The 12354-nt window shown below is 43.3% G+C and carries 11 protein-coding genes; all 11 read right to left on the reverse strand.

What is annotated here, in order from left to right:
* Positions 1-7: 7 nt before the first annotated feature.
* On the reverse strand, positions 8-550 hold the full coding sequence (hslV, locus tag AWH49_RS05640; protein ID WP_018392338.1) for an ATP-dependent protease subunit HslV: 543 nt from the start codon (positions 548-550) through the stop codon (positions 8-10).
* Positions 551-567: 17 nt separating this feature from the next.
* A complete protein-coding gene (xerC, locus tag AWH49_RS05645; RefSeq protein ID WP_034285548.1) occupies positions 568-1467 on the reverse strand; it encodes a tyrosine recombinase XerC in 900 nt (299 codons plus the stop codon).
* 70 nt (positions 1468-1537) lie between these two features.
* Entirely contained in the window at positions 1538-2842 is a 1305-nt protein-coding gene (gene trmFO, locus AWH49_RS05650) for an FADH(2)-oxidizing methylenetetrahydrofolate--tRNA-(uracil(54)-C(5))-methyltransferase TrmFO (RefSeq protein WP_063964936.1), read from the reverse strand.
* Between the two features lie 151 nt (positions 2843-2993).
* Complete coding sequence (gene topA, locus AWH49_RS05655; RefSeq protein ID WP_034285550.1) at positions 2994-5072, reverse strand: type I DNA topoisomerase; 2079 nt, start codon at positions 5070-5072, stop codon at positions 2994-2996.
* Between the two features lie 221 nt (positions 5073-5293).
* A complete protein-coding gene (dprA, locus tag AWH49_RS05660) occupies positions 5294-6163 on the reverse strand; it encodes a DNA-processing protein DprA (RefSeq protein WP_063964937.1) in 870 nt (289 codons plus the stop codon).
* 71 nt (positions 6164-6234) lie between these two features.
* Positions 6235-7137, reverse strand: a complete 903-nt coding sequence (gene sucD, locus AWH49_RS05665) for a succinate--CoA ligase subunit alpha (RefSeq protein ID WP_018392333.1) — start codon at positions 7135-7137, stop codon at positions 6235-6237.
* Positions 7138-7171: 34 nt separating this feature from the next.
* Positions 7172-8332: an ADP-forming succinate--CoA ligase subunit beta gene (gene sucC, locus AWH49_RS05670; protein WP_034285554.1), complete on the reverse strand. Its 1161-nt coding sequence runs from the start codon at positions 8330-8332 to the stop codon at positions 7172-7174.
* 153 nt (positions 8333-8485) lie between these two features.
* Complete coding sequence (locus tag AWH49_RS05675) at positions 8486-8758, reverse strand: EscU/YscU/HrcU family type III secretion system export apparatus switch protein (RefSeq protein WP_063964938.1); 273 nt, start codon at positions 8756-8758, stop codon at positions 8486-8488.
* The gene (locus AWH49_RS05680) at positions 8755-10632 is read right to left on the reverse strand and encodes a hypothetical protein (RefSeq protein WP_063964939.1); all 1878 of its coding nucleotides are present in this window, start codon (positions 10630-10632) and stop codon (positions 8755-8757) included. The genes AWH49_RS05675 and AWH49_RS05680 overlap by 4 nt, the downstream gene beginning before the upstream one ends.
* Before the next feature lie 23 nt (positions 10633-10655).
* Positions 10656-11423 (reverse strand): ribonuclease HII, encoded by a 768-nt coding sequence (locus AWH49_RS05685; RefSeq protein WP_063964940.1) that lies wholly within the window; start codon positions 11421-11423, stop codon positions 10656-10658.
* Between the two features lie 69 nt (positions 11424-11492).
* Complete coding sequence (gene ylqF, locus AWH49_RS05690) at positions 11493-12347, reverse strand: ribosome biogenesis GTPase YlqF (protein ID WP_063964941.1); 855 nt, start codon at positions 12345-12347, stop codon at positions 11493-11495.
* Positions 12348-12354: the final 7 nt, after the last annotated feature.

Raw genomic sequence — 12354 nt, forward strand, 5'->3', positions numbered from 1 at the left:
CCACTCCTCACTGAAGCTCTTCTACAATAATGTTATGGTTTGTGTATACGCATATATCAGCCGCTGTTTTCAGCGATGCTTCCGCAATGTCAAATGCAGACAAATGAGAAGCGTATTGCTTTAATGCCCGGCCCGCTGACAATGCATAATTTCCACCTGAACCAATTGCCAGAATACCATCATCCGGTTCAATTACTTCACCTGTACCAGAAATAAGCAGCAAATTGTCTTTATCCATTACAATGAGCATCGCTTCTAATCGGCGCAGCATTTTGTCTGAACGCCATTCTTTTGCCAGTTCCACAGCAGCCCTTTGTAAATTACCGCTATATTCCTCCAGCCGCTTTTCAAATAGTTCAAACAATGTGAAAGCATCCGCAACAGAACCGGCAAAACCTGCGACGACTTTTCCATTAAAGAGACGACGTACCTTTTTAGCCGTATGTTTCATTACGACGGCATTGCCAAATGTAACTTGTCCGTCCCCTGACATAGCGGACGAACCGTTATGCTTTACTGCAAAGATCGTTGTAGCGTGAAATTGTTCCATTATTTATTTTCTCTCCTTTATGCCCGCGGATGATGATTCATATACGTCTTTTGTAAATGTTCTTTCGTTACATGCGTATACATTTGCGTAGATGAGAGGCTTGCGTGCCCGAGCAGCTCCTGAACCGTCCGCATATCTGCTCCATTATTCAATAAATGTGTCGCAAAAGTATGCCGCAGCATATGTGGATGAATTTTTCCGGACAATGACGCTTTTTCCATTAATCCCGTTAAAATGTGGCGAATACCTCCTGCTGTCAGCGGACCTCCGCGGAAATTGACAAACAGAATCGAATGATCGGTGTTTTTCATCAATGAAGTCCGGCTTGATTTTACATACTCTTCTACTGCTTCTGCCGCAAAACTACCAAAGGGAACATATCGTTCGTTGCCGCCTTTTCCGTGAACAAGAATCACGCCAAGATCAAAATCAATATCTTTCAGTTCGAGTCCAGCACATTCACTTACACGGATACCAGTTCCATACATTAATTCAAGCAAAGCTTTATTTCGTATGGACAATTTATCTGTCTGCTGCACTGTTTCAAACAATTCGTTCATCTCTTCTTCATAAAAAAAAGAGGGCAGCTTTCTCGCACCTTTCGGCCGATACACATTTAAAAATGGATTTTCTTCTACAATCGATTCTCTCATTAAATAGCGGTAAAATCCTCGAAGTGCTGAAATTTTCCGAGATACAGACGCACGAGCCATTTTTTTTTCATGCAGTTTTGTTAAATAAAGACGAGTATCTTGATGTGTTACATCTGTTAGTTTTTCTATATGCTGTTCATTCATAAACATAAAAAATTGCTCTAGGTCATCACGGTAATTTTTCACCGTGTGGACAGAGCTGTTCTTTTCTATTTGCAAATAAGCAAAATAAGAATGTGTATAATTATTGAAAGGTTTTGACATTTTATCACCTCAGAAAGGGCTACTACATGATAACATACGTCAGTAGCCCTTGCAAGAAAGTTTATAAAGTTTACAAAGTTTTCAAAAAAGTTTGAATTGTTTCTAAAGCTCGTTCAGCAAGTGCTTCATATCGCTCTTTCTTCCCTTTTATTTTTACCGAAAGTGGAGGGAATAAACCAAAATTTGCATTCATCGGCTGAAAATGATCGGCGGCTGCATTTGTAATGTAATGGGCCATGCCCCCGATTGCTGTTTCAGCGGGTGCCGTAACCGGTTCTTGCCCATTTGCAAGCCGTGCCGCATTTATACCCGCCATCAATCCACTTGCCGCGGACTCGACATATCCTTCCACACCGGTCATCTGACCGGCAAAGAATAAGTTTGGACGATCTTTCAGCTGATAGGTTGATAATAACGCTTTTGGTGAATTAATAAATGTGTTACGATGCATCACACCGTAACGGACGATTTCAACATTTTCAAGCCCTGGAATAAGTTGAAGCACTTCCTTTTGTGGACCCCATTTTAAATGTGTCTGAAAACCAACAATGTTATAAAGCGTACCTGCCGCGTTATCCTGGCGCAGCTGAACAACCGCATATGGACGTTTTCCAGTGCGTGGATCTTCAAGGCCAACAGGCTTCATTGGACCGAAAAGCATCGTCTTTTTGCCGCGGTTTGCCATTACTTCAATCGGCATACATCCTTCAAAGAAAATTTCTTTTTCAAATTCTTTCAGTGGTACAGTTTCAGCTGCGATTAACGCTTCGTAAAAACGGTCAAACTCTTCTTCATTCATCGGACAATTTAAATAGGCCGCTTCGCCTTTATCATATCTTGATTTCAAATAGACAATGTCCATGTTAATACTATCTTTTTCCAAAATCGGCGCAGCCGCATCATAAAAATACAAATAGTCTTCGCCTGTTAACATCTGAATTTTTTCAGCTAAACCGCTTGTTGTAAGCGGTCCTGTTGCAATAACCGTAATGCCTTCCGGGATGTCTGTTACTTCTTCGTTGATCACTGTTACATTCGGATGGTTTTTCACCCGCTCTGTCACGTGCCCGGCAAATTCATGACGGTCCACTGCAAGCGCCCCGCCTGCTGGAACTGCACATGCGTCAGCTGAACTGATAATGACTGAGTCCAGTTTGCGCATTTCTTCTTTCAATACGCCCACTGCATTCGTCAAACCATTTGAACGCAGCGAGTTACTGCAGACAAGCTCTGCAAATTGATCTGTATGATGAGCCGGTGTTTGCTTCACTGGACGCATTTCATATAAATGGACGTGCAATCCGCGCTCTGCAATTTGAAATGCTGCTTCACTGCCAGCTAAGCCAGCGCCGATTACATTAATTGTTTGAGTCATGTTTGTTTCCTCCTGCTGTTACTATTAAAGGTACGTACCTATGCATCCTTTAAGCATTTTACACTACTCGTATGCAGAAAAAAAGAAAAATGTTGTATTCAACTAAAAGAACTGTCTGAATCATAACCGATTCAGACAGTTGTTATACATTCTATGACTGAGGCTGTTCTTTATAATCACATTCTGTGCATTGAATTTGGATACCTTTTTTCAGCTTTTTCTCGACGAGCATCTTGCTGCATTTCGGACATGGCCGCTCAATCGGTTTATCCCACGAAAGGAAATCACATTCAGGAAACTGGTCACATCCGTAAAAAATACGGCGCTTTTTACTTTTTCTTTCTATTATATTACCTTCCGAACATTTCGGACATTTCACACCAATTTCCTTCACGATCGCTTTCGTGTTCCGGCATTCCGGAAAATTACTGCACGCCATAAACTTTCCATAACGGCCCATTTTAAACACCATTTCATGACCGCACTTTTCACAGTCTTCACCGGCCGGCTCGTCTTTAATTTCAACTTGTTCCATCTCTTTTTCTGCTTTTTCAAGATGGCCTTCAAAACCTTTATAAAATTCGTCTATGACCGCAACCCATTCTTTCACACCATCTTCTACGTTATCAAGATCGCGCTCCATTTTCACCGTGAATTCAACATCAATAATGTCTGCGAAAAACTCAACCATTAGTTCGTGGACAATGCCTCCGAGTTCTGTCGGTACGAAGCGTTTGTTATCCAGCGCCACATATCCGCGCTTCTGAATCGTATCAAGTGTCGGTGCAAATGTGGACGGACGGCCTATGCCGAGCTCTTCAAGCGTTTTAACGAGACGAGCTTCTGTGTAGCGCGGCGGTGGCTGTGTAAAATGCTGCTTCGGATCAATCTCACCTGACTTCACGCCGTCACCTTCTTCCAGATTCGGAAGAAAGTTTTCTTTTTCTTCTTTCGCATCATCCGAGCCTTCTACATATACTTTCATAAAGCCTTGGAATTTCACCTTTGAACCCGTTGCTCGGAACATGACCTCCCCGTTGACAATATCGGCACTTACTGTATCCATCACGGCTGCTGCCATTTGACTGGCAACAAATCGTTCCCAGATTAATTTGTAAAGTCGCAGCTGATCACGCGATAAAAAGTCTTTCAGTGTAGATGGCTCACGAAGCATGCTTGTAGGTCTGATCGCTTCATGCGCATCCTGCGCATTTGGTTTTTTTGCTTCTATTTTCTGTCCCAGCTCTTTCACATATTCGTTTCCGTATTGAGACACAATATAAGAATGGCTTTCTGCCTGTGCGACTTCTGATACACGTGTTGAATCTGTTCTCATATACGTAATTAATCCGACCGTACCTTCTTTGCCGAGATCAATTCCTTCATATAATTGCTGGGCAAGCATCATCGTTTTCTTCGCACGGAAATTTAATTTACGAGCGGCTTCCTGCTGAAGCGAGGATGTTATAAACGGCGAAGCAGGGTTACGGCGGCGTTCTTTTTTCGTTACAGATGCAACGTCAAAGTCATTTCCTTGAATGGCTGACAGCACATTTTTCATGTCTTCTTCCGAAGCTAGTTTCGTTTTTTTGCCATTCATTCCGTAAAACGATGCCTGGAATGTATCAGTGCCTTTTATAAATTGTGCTTCAATCGTCCAGTATTCTTCTGGAATAAATGCTTTTATCTCATTTTCCCGATCAATGATCAGTCGGAGCGCAACAGATTGTACACGGCCGGCGCTCAAGCCTTTTTTCACTTTTTTCCAGAGAAGCGGGCTAATGTTATAGCCGACAAGCCGGTCTAAAATACGGCGCGCCTGCTGTGCATCGACAAGATCCATATTAATCGGACGCGGATGCTTAAATGATTCTTTAATAGCATCTTTTGTAATTTCGTTAAACACAACCCGGCAATCTGATGACGTCTCGATATTCAGTGAATGTGCCAGATGCCACGCAATCGCTTCCCCTTCGCGATCCGGGTCAGCTGCCAGATAAATTTTTTTCGCTTTTTTAGCGGCGCTTTTCAATTCTTTTAACACGGGACCTTTCCCGCGAATAGTAATGTATTTTGGCTCGTAGTTATTGCCCGTATCGACACCCATCTGACTTTTCGGCAAATCGCGAACGTGCCCCATCGATGCCCGAACTTTGTAGTTTTTCCCGAGATAGCGCTCAATTGTCTTCGCTTTCGCCGGGGATTCTACTATTACTAAATAATCCGACATAAGATAAAACCTCCCCCGAGAGGTGAAATGAATAATTAGACATATTATTATGCGTACAGTCCATGTTTGTCAAACGATTATTGTTTGTGTCATTCATTTTCAAGCTCTCTATGTTGCAAAACAGAACATGTTTCGTAAAAATCATTCTGTTGCAAAATCTATATGATATTAGCAGGAATTGCAACTATTTTTATACAAAGGTGCTATAATTTTTTAAAAAGTTAATCAAACTCTGTGTAAATATCTGCTGCTGAATGGACGATTTTTGCACCGTCCCTAATAAGCTCATGAACACCTTCAGACAAAGGCTGTGTAATCGGCCCTGGCACGGCAAACACGTCCATTCCCTGATCTAGGGCATATGATGCGGTTATGAGTGAGCCGCTTTTTTTCGCTGCCTGTACAACGAGCACTGCTTTAGATAATCCGCTAACGATCCTATTTCTTGCTGGAAACTGCCATTTTTCCGGTTTTGTTGTCGGTGCATATTCTGAGACAACGAGTCCCTGTTTAATAATTTGCTGAGCAAGACCAACATTTTCACGCGGATAAAAATGATTGAATCCGCCGGCGATAACAGCGATTGTCTTGCCACATGAATGCAGTGTCTGCTCATGGGCAAACGCATCAATTCCTTTCGCAAGGCCGCTGACTACCGTTATATTTTTTTCAACGAGTGGTGGAATGAGCAGCTTCAGTGCGTCTTTTCCATATTGGGTACCATGGCGGGAACCAACAATAGCCAGATTTTTCCCCTTCAATAAAGTCAAGTCTCCTCTTGCAAACAACGCCCAGGGCGGTTGTGGCAATGTTTTTAACAAGTCCGGGTAACGTTCATCGTAGATCGGGATAAAATGTGTATTTGAACGGGCGAGTGAAGATAAAATGTGCTCGAAAGAGAGTGAATGAAACTGCTGTAAAATGGAGGCGGACTGAAGTTCGGAGCGGCCGGTGAGATAGGAAAATTGAGATGGTGTGATTTTAGGTAAAAGCATTAAATCCGGATCATGTTTAAATAAATAATAAAAATCTTTCCACCCAGGTCCTTTGCAATAGTAAAGCAGTAGCAAATATTTTGTTGTATCGTTCATGCTTTTTCCCCTCCTTTTTGTCCATAGCAAAATAAGGTACCTGTACAAGAGACAGGTACCCATTCGGTATTTTAGTGTGTTTTGCACTCAGCTAAAAGTCCTTTTTCTTCCAAAACTTTAATAAGCGTTTCACCCATAACAGATGGCGTTTCCGCTACTTGAATACCACATTCGTTCATTACGCGGATTTTTTCGTCTGCTGTACCTTTACCGCCTGAAATGATCGCACCAGCATGGCCCATGCGTTTCCCTGGAGGAGCTGTACGTCCGCCGATGAAGCCGACAACCGGTTTCGTCATGTTCGCTTTTACCCACTCAGCCGCTTCCTCTTCTGCTGTACCACCAATTTCACCGATCATAATTACGGCTTTTGTTTCCGGGTCTTCATTAAATGCTTTTAAAACATCGATGAAGTCTGTACCATTTACCGGATCGCCACCGATACCGACAGCTGTTGACTGGCCAATGCCCGCCTGTGTCAATTGGTGAACGGCTTCATACGTCAATGTGCCGGAGCGTGAAACAACGCCGACATGACCTTTTGTATGGATGTAGCCAGGCATAATGCCGATTTTGCACTCATCTGGCGTTATAACACCCGGACAGTTCGGCCCTACAAGGCGTGTTTTCTTGCCTTGCATGTAACGTTTTACTTTGACCATATCCAACACTGGAATATGCTCTGTAATACAGATAGCAAGATCGAGATCAGCATCAACCGCCTCCAAAATCGCATCTGCTGCGAATGGAGCCGGTACGTAAATAACTGATGCATTTGCACCTGTTTCTTTTACTGCTTCAGCAAGCGTATTAAATACCGGCACGCCTTCCACTTCTAAACCGCCTTTACCAGGCGTTACGCCGCCGACGATTTTTGTTCCGTATTCAAGCATTTGCTTCGTATGGAAAAGAGCAGTCGAGCCCGTAATACCTTGAACGATTACCTTTGTATCTTTGTTAATAAATACACTCATGCCTGTACCTGCCTTTCTATTGTCAACATCATTATTATTTTACGAGACTAACGATTTTTTGAGCGCCATCAGCCATTGAATCAGCTGAAACAATGTCAAGACCAGATTGATTCAAGATCTCTTTACCTGCATCGACATTTGTTCCTTCAAGACGGACAACGAGCGGTACAGACAGGCTGACCTGTTTCGCTGCTTCAACAACGCCTGTTGCGATGATATCACATTTCATAATTCCACCGAAAATGTTAACGAAAATCCCTTTCACATTTTCATCAGATAGGATAATTTTGAATGCTTCTGTTACTTTTTCAGCTGTTGCACCGCCTCCAACATCAAGAAAGTTTGCCGGATCGCCACTGTAATGTTTAATAATATCCATCGTCGCCATCGCAAGACCTGCACCATTTACCATACAGCCGATGTTACCGCCGAGAGAAATGTAGCTTAAGTCGTATTTAGATGCTTCAATTTCTTTTTTGTCTTCTTCGTCAAGATCGCGGTATGCTAAAATATCTTTATGGCGATACAATGCATTTGCATCAAAGTTTAACTTTGCATCAAGCGCCATGACTTTACCATCACCAGTTACAACAAGTGGATTGATTTCTGCAATAGAACAGTCTTTGTCTATAAAAGCTGTATAAAGGCTTATCATGAATTTAACAGCCTGTCCGACAAGCTCTTTCGGGATGTTAATGTTAAATGCTACACGGCGTGCCTGAAACGGGCTAAGGCCTATAATCGGGTCAATGTATTCTTTAAAGATTTTTTCCGGTGTTGCTTCTGCCACTTCCTCAATTTCTGTTCCGCCTTCTTCAGATGCCATTAAGACAACCTGTGACGTTGCACGATCCAAAACAAGACCGATGTAGTATTCTTTCTTAATATCGCATCCTTCTTCAATAAGAAGACGCTTTACTTCTTTACCTTCAGGGCCTGTCTGGTGTGTGACAAGCGTTTTGCCGAGAATTTCTTCTGCATATGTACGCACTTCATCAAGATTTTTTGCGACTTTTACGCCGCCCGCTTTTCCGCGGCCGCCCGCATGAATCTGTGCTTTAACAACGTTTACCGTTGTGCCTAGTTCTTTTGCTGCTTCAACCGCTTCTTCAACGGAAAATGCAACTTTCCCATTTGGTACAGCAACGCCGTAACTTCTGAGAACTTCTTTACCCTGATACTCATGAATATTCATCATCCAGCCTCCTATCGATCTCAAAACATAGTGTATAAACAAAACAGACTGCGACTTCATTGTAGTTAAAAAATGATATTATGTCTAGTTTTTGAACAAAAAAAAACGGTCTCTTTTTCAAGCGCGGAACAATTTCACAAAATGCTTATAATGTTATTCGTCAAAGCACCGGTCAAGATGATAAATGAATGCAAATACCTCGGCAACTGCCTGATACAAATCTTCTGGAATTGCTTCATTTATCTCAAGCTGACCGAGCAGTTCAACGAGTCCGGGATCTTCTTGAATTGGAATATTATTTTCTTTCGCTGTTTCAATAATTTTTTCGGCAATTAGCCCTTTTCCCTTCGCCGTGACAGTCGGCGCTCCAACTGCACCTGGGTTGTAGGAAAGCGCAGCTGCCTGTTTACGGTTAGCCGGTTTCATATACGTATGTCTACCCCCAAATATCCTTCACCGTCCATAACACAGGCGAGCGGCGGTTTCGTTCCGTGTCTCTGCATCGCTTCTTCTTCAGACGGCTCTTTAAATTGAACACCTGACAACCGGTATCCGTGTTCTTCAAGTGCTTCTTTTAGACGATCCATCTTATTTATGCTCATTTGTTTTAACAAAGACGGTGCGGCGGCCGCGACAATGTTTAAATGAATGATTCGGTTTTGCACCTGCATATCGATGACCGTATTTTTCAAATTGGTCATATCCACATAAAATAATACGCGGCAATAATCAGCATCAATTTTTCCATTTGACTTCTTTTTACCGCTCCATTTGATCGTGACATCTCCTTGAAAAGCAGCAAATTGAAACGGCACTTGCATAACGAGCTGCTGGAGCGGGCCAGATTCTGCAGATAAAATATGCTGTGCATTCAACCGGCCAACAATTTGCTCGGCTGCTTCACGAATCGGTGCCGGTATCGTTTCTATCATGAGCTTCAGGAGCTCCTGCTTTACATTTTGCTGCATTGCTTCCGGCTGATTTTTAGACGTGATAATTGCTTCGTGATCAATGCCGAGCAGTCGAAAAGCATCTCTCAATGCAACCGCCACGTCTTTTCCATTAACATGTACCGGCAGCACTTGCGGTTCTTCAATTGGCCATGCATCCGTGCCAAGCAACAGCGCCATTCGTACCGCCGCTTGCTCAGGTACTGTCGCTGCAATGGAAAAAGCGAGTTGAAATAACGAAGCAATTTGTCTGTTTACAGCAGGTACATCTTTCGTTAACTGATCGGTCAATTGCGTTACTTGCTGCATAAGGGCTGCTCTGTCTGGATGATTTGCCGGAATAGACTGGAACACAGCTTCTTTAAATGAAGCAATTGTCTCCAGTGTTACCGGCTTGACTGCCAGCTGAACGAGCATTTCTTTCATCATTTGCACCGGCTGAACAGACGGACTATTTGTTGTTTCGTTATTTTTCACTGCGACTGGCTGTTCCTGTATATTAGCAGCTACAATGGAGGCCGGCGATCTGCTTGTCGTCAAATTGTTTTTCACAATAGAGGCTAGCTGTTCTGGCACATCAGCGGATGAGGCCGGCATGTTCAATACTTGTTTCAGTATTTGAACAGCCGCCACTTTTTCAGATAGACTGCCAGTTGAAAGAGCTGCCGCCAGATGGACCGCTTTTGCATTTACATCTAACAACAGGCTAGCAGCTGTTTTTCCTGATGAAGTTGGTTCTCCAAGCAGCCGATTAAGTGCAGCCGTTGCTTCTGGCATATCCCCTAGTTTCACGAGCGTATGTTGGAGTGCTTCTAACTTGCCAGTCAATGATTCAGTTGAACGAGCTGATACGAGTGCCTGAAAGACATTTTCTGTAATCGGTAAATTGCGGCTGAACATAAACCGGAGTGCTTCCATTCCATCTTTCAGACCCGCTTTTGACAGCCAAGCTGAGCCAAACTGAATGCTATCTTTTGAAAGCGACTGGCCCATTTCAATCGCAAGTGCAGTGAAAACGACGCTTTCTTTCGTGACCGGTATCTGTAATTTTTCAAGCAACGCAGCCGCTTGGTCGGGCGTTCGCTGCATCGGCGCATTATCCGACACGACTTTTAACTGCATCGTTCCTTTAAGGGAAGCAACCTGGAAAAAGTAACGCCCACCCGCTTGAAGCGGCACTTCAAGCTGGGCAGTGATCTTCTGACCGAAGACCGCCAGCTCGGCCATTTGCCCTGGCAGTAGTTTCATCACTTTCCCAGAAAAAATTTGTCCTTCGTTCAGCATGTCAACCGGATTGCGCCCTAGCTGTGCTCTAACTCCTCTTTGAATCGCCGATTGACCGATCTCCATACTCATCACCTCTTCTTACATCATTATTGAAGCATTTCTTTTACAGGTGCAAACGTTTTGCGATGCTGAGGTGTGATGCCATATTTCTCAAGCCCGAGTAAATGCTCCCGTGTTCCATAGCCCATGTTTTTTTCAAATCCATAACCAGGATATTGACGTGCATATTCTTTCATCAACCGGTCTCTTGTCACTTTTGCGATAATCGATGCAGCCGCAATCGATGCACTTTTTGCATCTCCTTTAATAATCGACGTCTGATGAATATCAACCGGAATCACCATTGCGTCTACAAAAAGGTGGTCAGGGGTCGCAGGAAGTGCCTTCACAGCTTCAATCATCGCTTTTTTAGTCGCTTCGTATATATTGATTTGATCAATTTCGTCTGCACTAATAATACCGACGCCTGTCTGGCAGTTCTTCATAATTAATTCATATAAACGATCACGGGCCGTTTCACTTAATTTTTTTGAGTCATTTATACCCTCTGGCAAAAAACCTTCTGGCAAAATGCAGGCCGCTGCGACGACCGGGCCAGCAAGCGGTCCCCTTCCTGCTTCATCAATGCCTGCGATGATACAGACTCCTTTTGCCTGCTCTGCACGTTCATACGCCATGATTTGATGCAGGCGGTCCTCTTCCTTTCTTTCTCTTTCAAGACGGCGTATACAGGCCGTAATAGCTGCCTGCACTCCTTTTCGTTCGTCATTTTTCCAGAAGGACAAACGAGAGTCGTCTGTTGTCTTTATAACAGACAACTGTTCTTTAATAAATGCAATCGTTTCTTTTGCCATATACATCTCCCTGTTCTTTTTATCGGTCGTTTCTATTTTTTTTACACAAAAAAGCGTGAAGGCAGTCCTTCACGCTTTTTCCGGTGGAACATCGAATGTAAGCCGGCCAAATTGACCGCTACGCACATCACGGATCATGATGTCCGTCACTTTATCGTAGTCCACTTCGCCGCCCGACCCAAGACAGCCGCGCCGCTCGCCAATTTGATGAAACACGTACGCCATATCTTCCGGCAATACCGCAAATCCATATCGTTCTTCAAGACGTGCTGGATATCGTTCTTCCAAATAACGAAGACCGTAAATCGCTACATCCTGTAGATTTAAAATGGCATCTTTAATCGCACCTGTCAAAGCAAGTTTATAGCCCGTTTCCGGATCTTCAAATTTCGGCCATAAAATACCTGGTGTATCAAGCAATTCAAGGTGCTGCGCTGTTTTAATCCACTGCTGCGCTTTCGTTACCCCTGGCATATTACCTGTTTTAGCAATATTTTTTTTTGCAATCCGATTAATAAGCGTCGATTTCCCGACATTTGGAATACCAACAATCATCGCCCGCATTGCACGCGGTTTTATCCCACGTGAACGCATCCGATCGAACTTTTCTTTTAAAATACCTTCTGCTGCTTTCACCATTTTATCAAGCCCATTGCCCGCCTGTGAATTGACGGACACTGCTTCAATACCTTGTTCTTTAAAATAACGGATCCATTCTTTCGTCATCACGGGATCAGCCATGTCTTCTTTATTTAAAATAACGAGACGCGGTTTTTGATTGACAATTTCATCAATCATCGGGTTGCGTGATGACAATGGGAGTCTCGCATCTACGAGTTCAAAAATAATATCCACTAATTTTAATTTTTCCGTTACTTGCCGCCGTGCTTTGGCCATATGACCAGGAAACCATTGAATCGTCAAACTCACA

Origin of the sequence: Domibacillus aminovorans (assembly GCF_001643235.1) — a bacterium.
GTDB classification, from domain to species: Bacteria; Bacillota; Bacilli; order Bacillales; family Domibacillaceae; genus Domibacillus; species Domibacillus aminovorans.

Bases quoted from the DNA above. Each gene is read 5' to 3' on its own strand.
- hslV (WP_018392338.1), bottom strand. From the start codon at position 550: ATGGAACAATTTCACGCTACAACGATCTTTGCAGTAAAGCATAACGGT.
- xerC (WP_034285548.1), bottom strand. From the start codon at position 1,467: ATGTCAAAACCTTTCAATAATTATACACATTCTTATTTTGCTTATTTG.
- trmFO (WP_063964936.1), bottom strand. From the start codon at position 2,842: ATGACTCAAACAATTAATGTAATCGGCGCTGGCTTAGCTGGCAGTGAA.
- topA (WP_034285550.1), bottom strand. From the start codon at position 5,072: ATGTCGGATTATTTAGTAATAGTAGAATCCCCGGCGAAAGCGAAGACA.
- dprA (WP_063964937.1), bottom strand. From the start codon at position 6,163: ATGAACGATACAACAAAATATTTGCTACTGCTTTACTATTGCAAAGGA.
- sucD (WP_018392333.1), bottom strand. From the start codon at position 7,137: ATGAGTGTATTTATTAACAAAGATACAAAGGTAATCGTTCAAGGTATT.
- sucC (WP_034285554.1), bottom strand. From the start codon at position 8,332: ATGAATATTCATGAGTATCAGGGTAAAGAAGTTCTCAGAAGTTACGGC.
- AWH49_RS05675 (WP_063964938.1), bottom strand. From the start codon at position 8,758: ATGAAACCGGCTAACCGTAAACAGGCAGCTGCGCTTTCCTACAACCCA.
- AWH49_RS05680 (WP_063964939.1), bottom strand. From the start codon at position 10,632: ATGGAGATCGGTCAATCGGCGATTCAAAGAGGAGTTAGAGCACAGCTA.
- AWH49_RS05685 (WP_063964940.1), bottom strand. From the start codon at position 11,423: ATGGCAAAAGAAACGATTGCATTTATTAAAGAACAGTTGTCTGTTATA.